17 protein-coding genes are annotated in these 17,789 nt (G+C 47.7%); 13 read left to right on the top strand and 4 right to left on the bottom strand.

The window, feature by feature from the left end; translation table 11 throughout:
- Positions 1-110: 110 nt before the first annotated feature.
- Positions 111-491: a hypothetical protein gene (locus tag VN379_RS23585; protein ID WP_325538448.1), complete on the bottom strand. Its 381-nt coding sequence runs from the start codon at positions 489-491 to the stop codon at positions 111-113.
- 262 nt (positions 492-753) lie between these two features.
- Here VN379_RS23585 and VN379_RS23580 point away from each other — a divergent pair, with 262 nt between their 5' ends.
- A complete protein-coding gene (locus VN379_RS23580; RefSeq protein WP_325538446.1) occupies positions 754-2,820 on the top strand; it encodes a methyl-accepting chemotaxis protein in 2,067 nt (688 codons plus the stop codon).
- Here VN379_RS23580 and VN379_RS23575 read toward each other — a convergent pair.
- Positions 2,813-3,715 carry a DMT family transporter gene (locus VN379_RS23575; protein WP_325538444.1) on the bottom strand — a complete coding sequence of 301 codons (903 nt, stop codon included), beginning with the start codon at positions 3,713-3,715 and terminating at the stop codon, positions 2,813-2,815. The genes VN379_RS23580 and VN379_RS23575 overlap by 8 nt on opposite strands.
- Before the next feature lie 128 nt (positions 3,716-3,843).
- On the opposite strand from VN379_RS23575, the gene VN379_RS23570 reads away from it, so the two are divergent.
- The gene (locus tag VN379_RS23570; protein ID WP_325538442.1) at positions 3,844-5,229 is read left to right on the top strand and encodes a PLP-dependent aminotransferase family protein; all 1,386 of its coding nucleotides are present in this window, start codon (positions 3,844-3,846) and stop codon (positions 5,227-5,229) included.
- Positions 5,230-5,303: 74 nt separating this feature from the next.
- Here VN379_RS23570 and VN379_RS23565 read toward each other — a convergent pair whose 3' ends face one another.
- The gene (locus VN379_RS23565) at positions 5,304-5,840 is read right to left on the bottom strand and encodes a hypothetical protein (protein ID WP_325538440.1); all 537 of its coding nucleotides are present in this window, start codon (positions 5,838-5,840) and stop codon (positions 5,304-5,306) included.
- Positions 5,841-6,048: 208 nt separating this feature from the next.
- On the opposite strand from VN379_RS23565, the gene VN379_RS23560 reads away from it, so the two are divergent.
- The gene (locus tag VN379_RS23560; protein ID WP_325538438.1) at positions 6,049-7,182 is read left to right on the top strand and encodes an HD-GYP domain-containing protein; all 1,134 of its coding nucleotides are present in this window, start codon (positions 6,049-6,051) and stop codon (positions 7,180-7,182) included.
- Between the two features lie 69 nt (positions 7,183-7,251).
- Here VN379_RS23560 and VN379_RS23555 read toward each other — a convergent pair whose 3' ends face one another.
- On the bottom strand, positions 7,252-7,752 hold the full coding sequence (locus VN379_RS23555; RefSeq protein ID WP_325538436.1) for a spore coat protein: 501 nt from the start codon (positions 7,750-7,752) through the stop codon (positions 7,252-7,254).
- Positions 7,753-8,061: 309 nt separating this feature from the next.
- Between VN379_RS23555 and VN379_RS23550 the strand changes: the two genes are divergently transcribed.
- The 10 genes from VN379_RS23550 to VN379_RS23510 all read left to right on the top strand — a co-directional run.
- Complete coding sequence (locus VN379_RS23550; RefSeq protein WP_325538434.1) at positions 8,062-8,634, top strand: flavin reductase family protein; 573 nt, start codon at positions 8,062-8,064, stop codon at positions 8,632-8,634.
- Between the two features lie 21 nt (positions 8,635-8,655).
- Positions 8,656-8,955, top strand: a complete 300-nt coding sequence (locus VN379_RS23545) for a putative quinol monooxygenase (protein ID WP_325538432.1) — start codon at positions 8,656-8,658, stop codon at positions 8,953-8,955.
- Positions 8,956-9,171: 216 nt separating this feature from the next.
- A complete protein-coding gene (kdpF, locus tag VN379_RS25240) occupies positions 9,172-9,258 on the top strand; it encodes a K(+)-transporting ATPase subunit F (RefSeq protein WP_414715033.1) in 87 nt (28 codons plus the stop codon).
- A 2-nt stretch (positions 9,259-9,260) separates the two neighbouring features.
- Positions 9,261-10,967, top strand: coding sequence for a potassium-transporting ATPase subunit KdpA (gene kdpA / locus VN379_RS23540; RefSeq protein WP_325538430.1), 1,707 nt, complete (start codon positions 9,261-9,263; stop codon positions 10,965-10,967).
- A gap of 14 nt (positions 10,968-10,981) precedes the next feature.
- Positions 10,982-13,009, top strand: coding sequence for a potassium-transporting ATPase subunit KdpB (gene kdpB, locus VN379_RS23535; RefSeq protein WP_325538428.1), 2,028 nt, complete (start codon positions 10,982-10,984; stop codon positions 13,007-13,009).
- A 39-nt stretch (positions 13,010-13,048) separates the two neighbouring features.
- Positions 13,049-13,615, top strand: coding sequence for a potassium-transporting ATPase subunit KdpC (gene kdpC / locus VN379_RS23530; RefSeq protein ID WP_325538426.1), 567 nt, complete (start codon positions 13,049-13,051; stop codon positions 13,613-13,615).
- 64 nt (positions 13,616-13,679) lie between these two features.
- Positions 13,680-16,406, top strand: coding sequence for a sensor histidine kinase KdpD (locus tag VN379_RS23525; RefSeq protein WP_325538424.1), 2,727 nt, complete (start codon positions 13,680-13,682; stop codon positions 16,404-16,406).
- Complete coding sequence (locus VN379_RS23520) at positions 16,406-17,095, top strand: response regulator (protein ID WP_349255138.1); 690 nt, start codon at positions 16,406-16,408, stop codon at positions 17,093-17,095. Before VN379_RS23525 ends, VN379_RS23520 begins: the two co-directional genes overlap by 1 nt.
- A gap of 59 nt (positions 17,096-17,154) precedes the next feature.
- Positions 17,155-17,487, top strand: a complete 333-nt coding sequence (locus VN379_RS23515; protein WP_325538420.1) for a hypothetical protein — start codon at positions 17,155-17,157, stop codon at positions 17,485-17,487.
- A gap of 41 nt (positions 17,488-17,528) precedes the next feature.
- Positions 17,529-17,789 (top strand): class I SAM-dependent methyltransferase (locus VN379_RS23510; protein WP_325538418.1); only part of this gene is annotated, 261 nt, incomplete at its 3' end.

Here is a 17,789-nt window from a genome sequence, read left to right as displayed (position 1 = left end):
ATAATAAACACCGGCAAAAATTAGCCGGTGTTTATATTTTGCGATAAATCCATGGAGGCACATAAAACAAGAAATCCTACTATTTGTCAGTAGGATTCAGAAAGGCAATATTATTCTTTTAACTGTGCAAGTAATGCTTTAGGGGCAGAACCTGACTGGGCTAAGGCTGCAATACCAGATTGCTGTGCTGTTGGTAAGTTTATGAGGGGTGCTGCTTCTGCTGCTACAACTGCATCAAATATTCTGGATTCACTTTCCTGCAGACTGGACGACTCATTTTTTAATAACACTGCAGCATCCTGGTTGCCACTTAATTCTACGGAGTAGGCAGGGCCGATCCGTTTATTCAAATCATCAGTATCATCAGTATCATCAGTATCATCAGAGCTTGTTTCCAAGCCTGTCGTAACGTGATTTATCGTTGTATTATCTGTTTGTGTTTTCGAAAACTGATAATCAGTATTGGAAATAGTAAGGTTTATTGATGACAAGGTTATCATCTCCTGTAATTTTTTCCTTAATCTTACTATGCTACCAGATATGTGGAATGTCAAGACAAATTATGTAAAAAACAGTTGATTTAAGGCTGTAATTAGCAAATAGACAAGAAAATTGTCAGCTTTACAGAGTCTTAACATAAAGATAAAATTCATAGCTTGTTAATAGTGTAAGATTATAATACCGGCTATATTTACCAGAGCTAGCTATTGAGAGACTATGTAAGGCTGCAAATCGCAAAATACAGGAGGCTGGATGATGAGACATTCGCGAAGTATAAAGACTATTTTTATTGCTGGCATGTTGTTAATAACAGCTATTGTCATGAGTATTCAGGCCGGGCTTAGTTTATATTCTTTTAAAAGCAGCATGGAAACAAAGGTTTATGAAAGCCTTAACCTGCAGGCCGGGCAGATACAAAATAAACTTAACGGTCGCTTTGACCAGATTGGCAAATATAGTGAGCTTATGGCTTACAATATTGGAGCAATGTCGCATAATGATGCTGATATGCTCTTAGGAGTTATAGAAAAGTACATAACATCTGACTCGTTAATCATTGGGGCAGGCTTTTGGTTCGAACCGAATGCTTACCAGCCTGGTCTTAAATATTATGGACCATATAAATACAAGGATGACAAAGGGAAGATAGTTATGACCTGGGATTATAGTAACGCAGAATATGATTATTTTAAGTATGACTGGTATAAGGATGGCCTGGCAACTAAAGAGAAAATCGTATGGAGCGCTCCGTATGAGGATGCTGTTACCAAGATGCCGATGATTACTTCCAGCAGTCCTATCACCAGGGCGGATAAAGTAATTGGCGTCACCACAACAGATATTGGCCTTAACGAGTTTTCCGATTATATAAAGGATATCAAGATTGGTCAGGCAGGCTATGCCTTTATCATCAGTAGGGATGGAACCTATCTTGCTCACAAACAACAGGAAAAGAATCTAAAAGAAAAAATAACCGATGATCAGGATACCGCAGTTAAGCAACTTGGTACTGAAATTATTAATAATAAAAACCAGGAGGTAAAAGTATTCAGAGATCAGGTATTTGGTGCGGATAACTTTATCGCCTATGTACCGGTGGGCAGTACCGGGCTGCATCTGGTTGTTGTCTATCCGGCAGCAGAAGCCTACCGGGATTTAAATAAGGTGATTATCCTGAATATCGGCATCTTTGTAGTTGCTATTGTTATATTAGTATTTGTCCTGGCGTGTTTGTTTAATGCGAAAATTAGCCGGCCGGTAAAAGCCCTGATGGTAGGGGCGGAAAAAATTTCGACAGGTGACCTGTCTGTCAGGTTTGCTGTCAATTCTACAGATGAAATAGGCCGGTTGGCAGGAAGCTTAAATGGAATGACAGATAATCTACGGGTAATTATTGAGAGGGTGTCGCAATCGGCAGAACACCTTGCTGCTTCTGGCGAACAACTCAGCACTAGTGCCGAGCAGTCGGCGCGGGCTGCCAATCAGGTTGCAGGATCTATTACCGAAATTGCGCAAGGTGCGGAACAACAAATGAATTATGTTAATGAAACGGCTGGTGTAGTTGAGGAACTTGCAGCAAGTATACAGCAAGTAGTTTCCAATAGCTCCCGGGTGGCCGAACAATCAGCCCAAGCTGCTGACACAGCACAAGAAGGCGGCAAAACAGTTGATAAGGCTGTTAGCCAAATGACCAAGGTTGAAAACACAGTCAATAATTCTGCTCAGGTTGTTGCCCGGCTTGGTGAGCGGTCTAAGGAAATCGGACAAATTGTTGAAACTATCTCCGGAATAGCCGGGCAAACGAATCTCTTAGCGCTTAATGCTGCGATTGAGGCTGCAAGAGCTGGCGAGCAAGGGCGAGGCTTTGCTGTTGTAGCAGATGAAGTGCGTAAACTTGCCGAACAATCCCAAAACGCGGCAAAACAGATCGCCACATTAATTAGCGCAATTCAAACAGATACAGATATGGCTGTGGCCGCTATGAACGATGGTACCAGGGAGGTAAAGCTTGGAGCAGAGGTTGTGCATACAGCAGGCCTGGCATTTAAGGATATCGCTGATCTGGTATTGCAGGTATCCGGTCAGGTGCAAGAGATTTCAGTAAAAATCCATCAAATGGAGCATGGCAGCCAAAAGATTGTAGCAGCCGTGAAAGATATTGATACACTGAGCAAAAATGCCACCGGGGAAGCGCAGACTGTATCGGCAGCTACAGAAGAGCAAGCGGCATCGATGGAAGAGATCGCCTCATCCAGCCAGAGTCTTGCACAAATGGCGCAGGGGCTTCAGGATTTGATCCATAAGTTTCGGGTTAGTTAACAGTCAGCCACATACCAAGTATGACCAGTAATCCCCCAAGACAGTGTTCCCAGCGCAGCTGTTCATTAAGTAACAACACTGACAGCAGGAATGCTGCTAAAGGCATCAGCCCGGAGAATGCCGCCGCAACTGATACGTCGCAGCGTTTTATACCGTGGTACCAGCAAATAAACGCCAGTGCTGTAACAAACAGACCATACCAGACTAACGCTCCCCAGCCGGTTATACTCAGCGACATCAGTGCTGCTGCCTGGTCTTCGGCTAGTGCCGGACCAAGGCACAGCAGTAAGGCCATACATACTACCAGCGTAGTCCAAACAATCGGATCGGTACCCGTTGCTTGATTTCCTAAGTCTTTCATACTACTGATACGTGAAAGGATATTAAACAGTGACTCACACAGGGCAGCACCGAGGACCAGTAGATTCCCTGCCACGTGTTCTCCGGAAAATTCAATGCCGGGAGAACATAGCCCCTGGATTATTAAAACTCCTATAACCGTACTGCCTATCCCCAGACAGCGTGCCGGATATAACGGTTCCTGCAAAAAAATCCAGGCCAGCAGTGCCGTAAGCGCCGGGGTAGCACCAGTGAGTAACCCTGCTTCTCCGGCACTTGTATATAGTAGACCCTGCAGTAACAATACCCGGAATAAAAAAATACCGAATAATGCCTGGAGCAGCAGCCGGCTCCAATCCTGGAGATTCATCTGTTTCACAGCCTCGATAACACCTCGCCCACATAAGGGCAACAGCCCTAGCAGGGCGAAAAACAGGCTGATTACTGTAATTGTAAATGTACCTAATACGCCACATACAAGCCGTCCGGCTATTATCGAAGTCCCTGCCAGGGTAAAGGCCGCCGCTAAAAATAGTGTGCCAGTAGAATATTGCATGATTATCCCTCCACCTTGTAGGGGTATTTACACCAGGTTAACCCGGTATGGTATAATCATAACAAAGTGACTGGTATGATAGCAGATCCAGTATAGCGTTATAATTAGGGGTCCAGTAAGGAGGGTATATGTGGGGAATTGAGTTGCAGCGTCATGGTGAGGTCTCCTTAGCGCGTCAGCTATATCAAGTCCTGTGTAATCAGATGACCGCAGGGCAGCTTAAGCCTGGCGACGTGCTGCCCTCCACACGTGAGCTGGCTAAACAGTTAGCGGTGTCCCGCAATACAACCTGTGAAGCGTATGAAATGTTGTCTGCTGAGGGGTATATCTTAAGCAGGCAGGGGGCTCAGACCAGGGTCGCTGCTGGTCTGGGGCTGGAGAAAACGGTACCGGTCCTTGAAGAATGCCCTCAACCGGTGTTGCCTGAATTATTGGCTGATTTCCAGACCGGCCGGCCAGACCTGCGGCAGTTCCCCATGCACCTGTGGCTGCAGTTACTGCGTAAGGCTACCGATGAACTCCCCCCTGAACTGTGGGGCTACACCGGCCCGGAAGGAATGCCTGCACTGCGCCGGGAAATTGCAGCCTGGCTATATAGAAGCCGGGGCCTTGCCGCTCTGCCGCAGGATATTTTCATTACCGCCGGTGCTACCCAGGCCCTTAATTTGCTTGCTGAGCTGCTGGCAGGTGAAGGGCGGGAGATTCTAATTGAAGACCCCTGCCATAGCGGCATGGTGCAGGTATTACAAGGCCGGGGTTTTCAGATTCATCCGGTGCCGGTCGATAGGCAAGGCCTGCAGACCAAATATCTTGGAAAAAAAGGCGCCTGCGCGGCCTATGTGACCCCTTCACACCAGTTTCCCCTCGGGGGGATTCTGCCGGCAAGCCGTCGCACTGAGCTGATCCGTTTCGCACGGGAAAACGATCTATATTTACTGGAAGATGATTATGACAGCGAGTTTCGCTATAATGGCCCGCCGGTGGCCCCTCTTCATGCCATGGATCCGGACCGGGTCATTTATATAGGCACCTTTAGTAAAATCCTGTTTCCAGCCCTGCGTATCGGTTATGTCATACTGCCTCGCCGGTTACACACCCGCTGGCGGCATTTGCGTACATACGCCGATGTTCAAAATCCACCCTTTGAACAGGCTGCACTTGCTGAATATTTACGCACTCGCAAGCTTGACCGGCATATACAAAAGATGCGCAAGCTATATGGCTATAGGCGCAAAATACTGCTTCAGGAATTGACAGTAATATTTGGCAATACCTGGTCAGCCTGGGGTGATACTGCAGGCCTGCATCTGGCAGTGGAATTTCCGGGCATGAGTTTTGATGATGCGTTTGCCCGGCACTGTAAAGACCATGGTCTGCGTATTGCACCGGTTGAAACACATAGTATCCGTAAAGGCTTTCATGTGGAAAAGCTGCTTTTGGGTTATGGGCACCTGGAACCGGACGAAATAACAAAAGGGCTGATGCTCCTGCATAATATTTTTACTCACTTGTGAATATAAGCTAAAAAAAATACTACCAGAGCAGTTTCGGGGATACTGCTTCAGGTAGTATTTTTTTAATGAGTTGCTTAGAACTTATAGTTTACGCCAAACCCTACACCATCAGCGGTTGCAAGATCATCTTCTTTGTATGATTTGTAGCCAAGATGAAGGGCTGCCTGGTTGTTTAGCTGGTAAGTGACTCCTGTTTGCCACTCGGTAGCAATACTGCTTGTTGTTACCGACGCATAGCCGTCAACCTTAGGGCCTAAGTGGGTGTTGGCGCCGATTCCGTAAAATACCTCGGAACCATCGCTGTAGTCACGGTTGCCAACAATGAGCCGGAAATTCGGATCAAGCTTGTAGTGAGCGTAGATATCGGTCGTCTTGTCAGAAGAGCCGGAGTAAGCATAGGAGTTTCTTTCCAGGCCGAGGATTACCTTATCGGAAATTGCATTTTCCAGATAGAAGCTATCGTTATTAAGGTCTACCCCAGATACGGAGAGGTTATAGTGGTTGTACCCAAGTGTAGTATCACCCTGCTGTAAATCAGTCAGCGGAGCGGCTAAACTGACACTGGCGGTCAGCATCGTGCCGGTAAGAATGGTTAGGATTTTTTTATTCATGATATATATTCCTCCTTAAACATGGTAGTATGTAGATTGATTCTACCCAAAGATTACCACAAATGTATGACAAAAATATGACAGCGGCCGGACCGGAACTCTTTATCATTTTCCAGGTTGCTTTAAGAAATTGCGCCATATCTTCGATATATATTGTAGAGATATAACTGCGTTGCTGAGCAACAGGGTTTCATGGGAGGTGAGTTCAATGCACAGTATAACTTTAGATGAAATACAGCCAGGTATGTTTCTGTCAAGACCACTCATTTTGGCTGATGGTACAATTTTACTCCATGAGGGTACAGAGGTTAAGGAACGATATATTGATTATCTCCGTAATAAAGGTATTACTTCTTTATTTGTTGGCGATATCGAAGCTGCAGTTGAGAATGAAGAAGATTTCTATGATCCTAAACATAAACAAGATGCTATCGACGTTGCGCATGAGGTAATTAATCAGTTTCGTGTTGGTAAAGGCGTACAGCTTGATCGCGTAAAAGTTATTGTCAGTGATTTAATCGATCAACTTGTCCAGAAACCGGAAAATATGATTCACCTTCTGGATTTACGCCGTAAAGAAGAGTATATGTTTTCGCATGCTGTCAACACCTGCATTTTGTCAGTTATGACCGGGCTTGCCATGGGGTATGAGGCTAAACAGTTAGGCGAGCTGGGTTTGGCAGCCATGCTGCATGACATTGGGAAAATTAAATTTCCCAGGCAGTTAGCGCTGCAGTTTCCCAACTATTTAACAAAACATGAAAGAGAAGAATATCGCCGGCATTCTTTCTATTCTTTGGAGGTCCTCCGGGAAAACAGTACCCTGTCAACAGATGTTATTAATGCCTGCTTCCAACATCATGAACGGTGGAACGGCAGTGGTTATCCCATGGGGCTTAAGGGGGACGCTATCTCTGAGTATGCTCAGATTATCAGTATTGCCGATGTCTATGACCGCTTGATTGTAGGGATGCCGCACCGCCTGCCTACACCGATATATTATGCCGTCGCTATTTTGAACAAAGCTGCGGGGGAATATTTTAATCCGGCTATCGTAGAACGCTTCAATCAGAATGTTGCTATCTATCCCATGGGTAAGACGGTAAAGCTTAGCAACCAGCAAAGCGGCTTGATCCTGGGTGTTGGCCTGAAAAGCAAAACGATTCCTGTTGTTCGCCTTACATCCAGTGAGGCCGGCAATGATAATAACCGGATTGTTGAGCTTGATTTGCTGAAAAACCCTGACCTCTTTATCTTAGACATTGAAGAGTTATTTTCCAGTTATGCGCAGGCCTATGCAGACCGTGCGCAGGTATATCATACAAAACTGGAACAGGCGTGACCTATTATATGCCGGTAAATAAATAAAGACTGCCCCAGGGCAGTCTTTATTTATTTATGATGGTTTCTCTTATTGTACGTTGTACAACCCTTTGCTGCTCAGGTAGTTGAAGATTCCCTCACCATGTTTTTGCTCTTCTTTTTGGATATGGTTTAGAGCCTGGCGCACATTGGTGTCTGTAAATTCGAAAATGGCTGTATCATATGCGTTAGAGACATATTTCTCTGTCATCAGCATATCTTTGCAAAGCATGGCATCAGCATTATTCGCACTGGCTGAAGCCGTAGAAGACTGGGCGGTTTGATTAGTTGCCTGCATCGATTGGGATGAGGACTGCGCTGCTTGTTGCCCCTGTTGACCTTGGTTCATACTGGGGACTTGTCCGCTCATTATTGATGTAATCGTATTTAGGTGCTGTTGTTCTTGCTGCGCGAAAGACTCAAATAACTGTTTCAGTTGTGGGTCGCTGGCCTGGGCAGCATATTTTTGATACTTTTCAATACACACTTTCTCATGAGTTTCTTGATCTTTCAGCAGTGTAGTTTCTTTCTGACTAAGTTGTAATGCCATATTTTTTGCCTCCCTTATTTTTTTATCCTGTTTGAAAGTCTAACTTTCGCCTGGATAAGGGCCAACACAGCTTCCGCTTCGCCAAAGTCCTGGCGCAAGCCGTGTTTTCTTTATAGCTTTCCCAAGATCGTTATTGTCATTCGCTGCCAGCTAAAATTTTGACTGAATCGCAATTTTTAAACAGTACCCATATAGATACTAGGCTACAAAAAAGTGCGTACTTGCCAAAATACATATTATTATCTATCATTACATCAGATAATAATATCTGGGAAACTTAAACATATTATATATAAAGGAAGTGGAGCTATGAAAAAATCAATAGGCGCGAAGACCTTTGCCATGCCTGCCCCTGTTTGGGTGGTAGGGACTTACGGGGAGAATGGTGAGCCAAACATCATGACTGCTGCCTGGGGTGGTATTTGTTGCTCATCGCCTCCGTGTGTGGCGGTATCCTTGCAAAAGATCCGTCACTCCTATGACAGCATTATCAAACATAAGGCGTTTACGGTCAGCATACCATCCCGGCGGTTTGTGAGTGAGGCTGATTATGTGGGTATTGCCAGCGGAAAAGACACAGATAAGTTTGCTGTTGCCGGTCTGACTGCTGTTAAGAGCGACCTGGTTGACGCTCCTTATGTTCAGGAGTTTCCGCTGATATTGGAATGCCGGTTGCTGCATACGATAGAAATCGGACAGCATACCCAGTTTATTGGGGAGATAGTTGATGTAAAAGCAGATGAAACTGTGTTAGGAGACAATGGTTTGCCGGCTCTGGGAAAAGTAGACCCATTCTCTTTTAGCCCGACAGAACGGGCATATTTCGGAATGGGCGAGAATCTGGGCCAGGCATTTTCCCTTGGTTTAAAACTGAGAAAGTAATTTAATGAGTGGAGGACGTTCATGATTGTTTTAGTAGCGACGATGAAGGCTAAGCCAGGTAAAGAAACAGAGCTTGAAAACGCTCTTAAATCGGTAATACCCAAGGTAGAACTTGAACAAGGTACCCTGCAATATGTGCTGCACCGTTCGCAGAAGGATGCAAGTGAGTTTCTCTTTTATGAGAAGTATGTTGATAAAGCAGCGCTCGACTTTCATGGATCTACACCCTATCTTAAAGAGTTGTTTAAATCAATTGCCAGTCTGTTGGCAGAAAAACCGGCTATTGACTTATACGAAGAGGTTGCCGGGATTAATAAATAAGTGACTAGATGAAACCAATAAAGGCTTACATGTTGTAAATCTTTATTAAAATTTAAAAGAGACCTTTATTCAGCACTAGGTGCTTGGAATAAAGGTCTCTTTTTATATAATCTTTATACTTTCTTTACACCTCTGCCGGATTTCTTGACGGCGCCTTTACTTCAATTCGTACTACAATAAATCTGTAACAAATTCATAGGCATAAGGGGATTATAAATGGCCGATTTATGGCTGGCCGGCATAGTAGCGGCATTGCTTTTGGTATACCTGATTTATGCGCTTTTGAAACCGGAGGAGTTTTAACAATGATAACAGATATTGTCTTATTTATTGTGTTTTTGGCTGTACTGATAATTTTGGCCTGGCCGCTGGGACGTTATATGGCCAACGTATTTTCATTGAACCAGACAAGGTTTGACAGACTGTTTGCCCCTATTGAAAAAATCATCTACCGCTTGACTGGCGTGAATGATACGGCAGAGATGAATTGGAAAGAGTATGTGGTACACTTAGTTTTCTTCAATTTATTTGGTATGGCAGCGGTTTATTTGATTCAGCTTTTACAAGGCTACCTGCCCTTTAACCCGGAAAATATGGCTGCGGTGGCGCCCTGGCATGTGGCCTTTAACACGGCTGTCAGCTTTATGACCAACACCAACTGGCAGGCCTACGGCGGCGAGTCTACCATGAGTTATTTTACCCAGATGGCTGCGCTGACTGTGCAAAATTTTGTGTCGGCAGCGACCGGCCTGGCAGTGGCCGTGGCGCTCATCCGGGGCTTGACGCGCAAAACTACTGATAAAATCGGTAATTTCTGGGTTGACCTAGTGCGTGGTACGGTCAGGGTGCTGCTGCCATTATCGATCATTTTCACGCTTTTCCTGGTGCAGCAGGGAGTATTGCAGAACCTGTCACCTTATATCACCGTGCAGACGCTGGAAGGAGCCGGGCAAAAACTGGCAATGGGGCCGGTAGCTTCCCAAGAGGCCATCAAAATGCTGGGTACCAATGGCGGCGGCTTTTTTAACGCTAACTCGGCCCATCCGTTTGAGAATCCTACACCGTTAACTAACTTTGTGCAAATAGTAAGCATTTTCCTGATCCCGACGGCGCTTTTGTTTACCTATGGGCAGCTGGCCCGCGATAAGCGGCAGGGCTATGCTGTACTGGGAGCTATGGTGTTCTTGTTTATCTGTATGTTGGGTGGTACTTATGCAGGTGAATTATACGGCAATCCAATTATGGGAGACTTGGGCATAAGCAGTCCCGCGTCCCAGGAAGGTAAAGAAGTTCGCTTCGGCATTGGCGGATCGGCGCTGTTTGCTACTGTGACCACTGCCGCTTCCTGCGGCGCCGTTAACGCCATGCATGACAGCCTGACACCGCTTGGCGGCCTTATCCCTATGCTGCAGATGATGTTGGGGGAAGTAGTGGTAGGCGGGGTAGGCGCCGGTTTTTACGGCATGATGATGTATGTTGTTTTGACTGTATTCATTGTCGGTTTGATGGTAGGCCGGACCCCCGAATATCTTGGCAAGAAGATTGAAGCCTGGGAAATGAAGATGGCTACGCTGGCTATCCTTATTCCGTCAGCAGCCATCCTGATTGGCAGTGCTATTGCTGCGGCGACCGAGGCGGGCACGTCATCAATCGCTAATCCCGGGCCGCATGGCTTGAGTGAAATCCTGTATGCGTTTGCCTCAGGCGCCGCTAACAACGGCAGTGCTTTTGGCGGCCTGACGGTTAACACGCTGTTTTATGACCTCATGCTTGCTCTCGCCATGCTGTTAGGCCGCTTTGGTGTTATCATTCCGGTCTTGGCTATTGCCGGCAGTATGGCTGGCAAAAAAGTCTCGCCTGCGGGTCCCGGGACTTTCTGCACCACCAGCTCGCTGTTTGTTGTATTGCTGGCCGGAGTAGTGCTTGTTGTTGGTGCGCTCACCTTTTTGCCGGCTTTGGCATTAGGACCAATCGTTGAGCACCTGATTATGCTGCAAGGCGCAACCTTTTAAAGGAGCAGAGGATTATGAATAATAAAAGTAGTTTTGATAAACACATTATTGCGGGGGCGGTGCGCGATGCTTTTCGCAAGCTCAATCCGCGTGTGCAGATGAAAAATCCGGTTATGTTTATTGTCTTTGTTGGGGCGCTGTTAACAACCGGACTGATGGTGCGCGATATGGTGCAAGGCAGTGCCGGCAACTTGTTTGCCCTGCAAATTAATCTGTGGCTGTGGTTCACTGTTTTGTTTGCCAACTTCGCCGAAGCTATTGCCGAAGGACGTGGCAAAGCCCAGGCCCAGGCGCTCAAAAATACCCGCAGTCAGACCAAAGCGAAAAAAATCACCACTCATGGTGTAAAGGTTGTCGAAGCTACCGAACTTCAGAAAGGTGATTTGCTGTTAATTGAAGCAGGCGATGTCATTCCCAGTGACGGCGAAGTGGTGGAAGGTATGGCGACCGTGGATGAGAGCGCTGTCACCGGCGAATCGGCGCCTGTTATCCGGGAGTCGGGCGGTGATAAATCCTCGGTTACCGGCGGTACAAGGGTCTTATCCGACTGGCTTAAGGTACAGGTGACCGCTAATCCCGGCGAAACCTTCCTTGACCGGATGATTTCATTGGTGGAGGGCGCTAAACGGCAAAAGACACCCAATGAAATTGCGCTTACTATCCTGCTGGTGGGGCTTACCCTTATTTTTCTTATTGCTGTTGCCACCCTCGAACCCTTTGCCATATATTCCGGTGCGACTTTATCGATAACCGTGCTAAATGCGTTGTTAGTATGCCTGATACCGACAACGATCGGCGGCCTCTTATCCTCCATCGGGATAGCCGGAATGGACAGGCTGCTGAAACGCAATGTGCTGGCTATGTCCGGCCGGGCGGTAGAAGCCGCCGGTGACGTCAATGTACTCCTGCTGGACAAAACAGGCACCATTACCCTGGGTAACCGGATGGCTACCGAATTTATTCCTGCCCCTGGCGTGAGTGAAGCCGATATGGCTGATGCCGCCCAGTTATCCTCTTTGTCAGACGAAACACCCGAAGGCCGGAGTATTGTCGTCTTAGCCAAAGAGAAATATAACCTGCGGGAACGGGATTTGACGGCGCTGGGCGCAGAGTTTGTGCCCTTTACCGCCCAAACGCGCATGAGCGGCGTAAATAGTAAAGGTCAGGAGGTACGCAAAGGTTCTATTGACGCTATTCAAAAATATATTGCCGCCCAAGGCGGGGTGTTTCCTGATGCTGTGCGCACTGTTTGTGAAACCATTGCCAAGAGTGGTGGAACACCGCTGGTCGTGACGCGCAACGCGCAGGTGCTTGGGGCTATCCACCTGAAGGATATTGTCAAAGGCGGTATTAAAGAACGGTTCCGGGAGTTGCGGCAAATGGGGATTAAGACAGTTATGATTACTGGTGACAACCCCTTAACTGCTGCCGCGATTGCCGCTGAAGCCGGGGTGGATGACTTCCTGGCTGAAGCTACGCCGGAAGCCAAGCTCAAGATGATTCGCGACTATCAGGACAAAGGTTTGCTTGTCGCTATGACCGGCGACGGTACCAATGATGCGCCGGCGCTGGCGCAGGCGGACGTAGGTGTGGCTATGAACAGCGGCACCCAGGCTGCCAAAGAGGCTGGCAACATGGTGGACTTAGATTCCAACCCCACCAAACTGATCGAGGTCGTGGAAATCGGCAAGCAGCTTTTAATGACGCGCGGATCGCTCACTACCTTCAGCATTGCCAATGATGTGGCCAAATACTTTGCCATTATTCCGGCCCTGTTTGCCGGAGCCTATCCGGCTCTGGGCATGTTTAATATCATGCGGCTGGCCACGCCGGAAAGCGCCATTTTAAGTGCCGTCATCTTTAACGCCCTGATTATCATTGCGCTAATCCCGCTCGCGTTAAAGGGCGTAAAATATCAGCCGGTGGGCGCTGATGTAATCTTGCGCAAAAACCTTATTATCTATGGCCTTGGCGGTCTGATCGTGCCTTTTGCCGGTATTAAAATCATCGATTTGCTGTTGGTTGCCCTAGGTTTAGTATAAAAACGTTTAAAGGAAGATGATGCCGCAATGTGGAAATCAATGATAAATTCATTAATGATGGTTATAGTATTAACTGTGCTGACCGGTATAGCCTATCCCTTAGCTATGACAGCTCTCGCGCAAGCTCTGTTGCCGAATCAGGCCAATGGCTCGCTTATTACCAAGGGCGGTCAAGTGATAGGTTCCAGATTAATCGGTCAGAATTTTACCAGCCCGGGCTATTTCCATGGCCGCCCGTCAGCCGCCGGTGCTGATGGCTATGACGCAGCCTCGTCTTCCGGCTCTAATCTCGGGCCGACTAACCAAAAGCTAAAAGCTGCTGTAGCTGAGCGTATAATGAATATCAAAAGCGAAAACAACTTGTCGCAGGATAGTAGTATCCCGGGAGATTTAGTATTGGCGTCAGCCAGCGGTCTTGATCCTCACATTAGCCCGGCAGCAGCCTATCTGCAGGTAGAACGGGTGGCATCCCAGCGGGGATTACCGTCTGCTCAGGTACGCTCCTTGGTGGACAGCCATAGCATAGACCGCCAGTTCGGCTTTTTAGGTGAACCGCGTGTCAATGTGCTGGAACTGAATTTGGCGCTGGATACTGTGAAACGTTGATTTTTCAGGGCTGCTCCTTTAAAACGGGCAGCTCTATGCTATAGCTGGGGGGAGGAGAGGCAGCATGCCTAAGGATAAAGCCGACAATCGTCCCAATCCGGATGTGTTACTGGAAAAAATTCATAAAGAAACTAAAGGAAAGCTTACTGTCTTTTTAGGAGCTGCGGCCGGTGTCGGTAAGACCTTCACCATGCTGGAAGCTGCGCATGACCGGCTGGCCGGGGGTGCCCATGTCGTTATTGGCTGGATCGAAACCCATGGGCGGGCCGAGACTGAGAAGTTGGTGGCCGGTTTGCCGCGGATAGCTCCGAAAATCATAAAATACCGGGGTAAAGAACTGACAGAAATGGATACGGACGCCCTTTTGCGTGAAAAGCCGGAGCTGGTGCTGGTAGATGAACTAGCCCATACCAATATTCCCGGGTCCCGCCATGTCCGGCGGTTTCAGGATGTTGAGGAACTCTTAGCCGCCGGTATTAATGTGTATACTACCCTCAATATCCAGCATATTGAAAGTCTTAATGACGTGGTGGCGCAAATTACCGGTGTTATCGTAAGGGAGACAGTGCCTGATTCTGTTGTGGAGCAGGCTGATAATATCCAGTTGATTGATATTCCACCGGAAGACCTGATTAAGCGGCTGAAGGAAGGTAAAGTCTATGTTCCGGGCCAGGTCGAGCAGGCACTAAAAAAGTTTTTCCGTCCTGGCAACATTAATGCCTTGCGGGAACTAGCCCTCAGGTTTACAGCCAGCCGGGTTGATCAGGATATGGCTGAATATATGCGGTCTCATCAAATCGCCGGTCCCTGGCCTGCTGCCGGGCGGGTCATGGTGTGTGTCAGTGCCAGTCCGTTTTCGGCCCAACTTATCCGGGCGGCCCGGCGATTGTCAGGCGGACTGCATGCCGACCTGCTGGCTGTGCATATTGAGACCATGGGCCGCCGCTTTCCAATGGGCGACAAGGAGCGTGACAGGGTAGCCCGCAACCTCCGTCTGGCCGAGGATCTTGGCGGTAAAACCCTTACGGTTGTGGGAAAAGACCTGGTACAGGAGATATTGGATGTTGCGCGGAGCCATAATGTAACTGCTATTGTTATTGGTAAGCCTCAACATAGCCGCCTGTGGGAGCTGCTGCATGGCTCGCTGGTTGATAAACTCATTAGAAAAAGCAGTGGAATCAATGTCTATGTGATTCAGGGTGTTGCCGAAGAAGAACAAGCGGCCGGCATCAAAACGGCCCTGCCTGCGCCGGCGGCTACACCCTGGCTCTACACCTTAGGCGGTTTGGCCATGACCGCAGTTGTTACCGCTGTGAGCTGGCACTTTCAGGCGCAACTGGAATTGGTGAATATCGCTTTGTTGTATCTGTTGCCTGTCTTATTGACTGCTGAGTGGTGGGGCCGTTGGCCATCTTATGTTGCCGCTGTAGTCAGTGTTATGATTTTTGACTTTTTATTTGTACCGCCAATTCTCAACTTTACTGTGTATGACATTCGTTATCTTTGGAGTTTTCTTATATTCTTAGTTGTGGCATTTCTCATTGGCGGTCGTACAGATCTTCTCCGGCGGGAGGCCCAGGCAGCCCGCCTGCGCGAAAAAGGTATTCGTGCACTGTATGAGTTTAGCCGGCAGATTGCGGCGGTTTCAGATATGGCGCGGATTGCCCAGGAATTGGCTAACCACGCCGGAGAAACGATTGGGCGTTCAACTGTTGTGTTACTACCTGACAACAATGGCAAACTCAATGTGCAAGGTGCCTATAATACCGCCCAATTTGTTGGCCCTAATAAGCCGCAGACCCTGCCAGAGGCTGAATATGCTGTAGCTGCCTGGGCCTATCAACAGGGACAGGTGGCAGGGCGGTCAACTGAAACTCTGCCTGGTGCGCAGTATCTTTTTGTGCCGCTGGTTACCGGTGATAAGACGGGTGGTGTCATTGGCGTGTTTATTGCCAATCAAAAAGTCACACCTGAGGAACGCCGGCTGATCGATTCCTGGGCCGGTCTTGCTGCCATCGCCGTAGAGCGGGTAAAGTTAGCTGAGACTGCGCGCCAGGCAACACTGCTTGCCGAGTCTGATAAACTACGGACCGCGCTATTTAACTCAATCTCCCATGAACTGCGCACTCCGCTGGCAACGATTACCGGTGCAGTATCCACCTTGTTGGATACTGGCGTTGAATATAGTAAGGACATACGCTGTGAACTGTTGGAAACCGTTCAGGAAGGTGCCAGCCGGATGGAAAGGGTAGTGAGCAATCTCTTGGATACTGCCCGTCTGGAGAGTGGCATGCTGCGGCTTAAGACCGACTGGTGTGATATAGAGGACATCGTCGGTACTGCCTTGCGCCGGATGGGGGATATTCCCCGGAAATATCTGATAAAAACGACGCTGGCTGACGATTTGCCACTTATTCGGGCAGATTGTGTTCTGCTGGAACAAGTATTGGTAAACTTTATTGATAATGCGGTTAAATATTCTGCGGCCGGCGGCACGATCGCTATTGCCGCCTGGCAACAGGGCAACAGGGTTAAGGTATCAGTTGCCGATAATGGTCCTGGCATACCTGAGGCGGATGTAACCCGTGTTTTTGAGAAGTTCTATCGTGCCAGTCAGCCAGGCCTGGTGTCTGGTACAGGCCTGGGTTTATCAATATGCAAAAGCATAATTGAAGCCCACGGGGGACAAATCTGGGCAGAAAACCACCCTGAGGGGGGCGCAATTGTTAGCTTTTCCCTTCCCATCCGGGGCGATGGCGCGGTTATTCCAGCCAAGGCAGGTGAACTATGATGACAGGTCAGGGTCTTAGAGTGCTTATCATTGATGATGAGCCTCAAATCCGCAAACTGCTTAGAGTTTCTTTAGGTGCTCATGGTTATACCCTTGATGAAGCAGCCACAGGCCAGGAAGGTGTTGCCCGTGCCGCAGTTTTTAAACCAGACATGCTGATCGTGGATTTGGGTCTGCCTGATATGGACGGCAAGGCTGTCATTAAAGAAGTCCGGGAATGGTCACAAGCCCCGGTTATTATCTTGACTGCCCGTGACCAGGAACAAGAAAAAATTGAAGCCCTGGATGCCGGGGCTGATGACTATGTAACAAAACCGTTTGGTATAGGTGAACTCATGGCACGCATGCGCGTATGTCTGCGGCGAATGGCTGCTTCCGAGGGTGAGCCAATTTTGATTTGCGGCGGTCTGGCTGTCGATCTGGTGCAGCGTCGGGTGACGGTGGATGGCCGTGAAATCAAACTTACCCCGACCGAGTATGAGATAATAAAAATAATGGCTCAGCAGGCCGGCCGGGTATTGACGCACAAGCAGCTGTTAAAAGCGGTTTGGGGTAATGCTTATAATGAAGATACCCATTATATCCGGGTATATATTGGCCAGCTGCGGCGAAAGATTGAGGATGATCCGGCCCAGCCGCGCTATATTATTACCGAATCAGGGGTAGGTTACCGGCTGATGGGCCGGTAGTAGGAAAGGTATTTCGGCATTTACCCATTGACTATTGATAAGAAAGTAGGATAGCACTAATGAAATTTGCTATAGCAGAAAAACTCCATGAAAAATATTTAGCAGATGTTGTGACAGAAATCAGTCAAGATAGTCTGTGGCGAAAAAAACTTTTTGAAGGGCAGTTTAATGAGCAGTTTTTAATAACATGTAAGAAGTTAGAGGAACTACCTTGCCACTTATGGAGCCCTTTTTCCCAATATAGCTTAGAGTTTTTTGTTTCTAAAATTTACTCGTGTCCCGAAGGACCTGATGGGGGATGCATACTCTTTGAATTTAAAGCAAAGGGTTTTCCACATTTAGTAAGTCAGGTGAAAGTTTCTGAGTTGACGAAAAGGGATGTCCCCACGTGACCACGTTAGCGTGAGACAAAAATGAGTAGGGGGGGGCGGGTTTGCCTGGCCGGGATAGTTATCAAAAACAGAATTTGGTTGAGAGTTTTAACAGTTGGGATTACAGGTATTCGCAAACCAAGCAACTATGGACTTGGAGGTCAGATTCAAAATTACTGCAGTATTTTGATTTGGTGAAGAAGGGCAATGTTCTTGATTTAGGGATTGGCGAAGGGAGAAACTCTCTTCCATTTGCTATGAATGGTTTTTCTATAGACGGAGTAGATATTTCAGCAACAGCTTTAAATAGATGTAAAGAAAGC

The sequence above is a fragment of the Sporomusa sp. genome (assembly GCF_035561255.1).
Taxonomy (GTDB): domain Bacteria; phylum Bacillota; class Negativicutes; order Sporomusales; family Sporomusaceae; genus Sporomusa.
The sequence above is the reverse complement of the archived record's forward strand: the minus strand, read 5'-3'. Positions and strand labels throughout refer to the sequence as shown.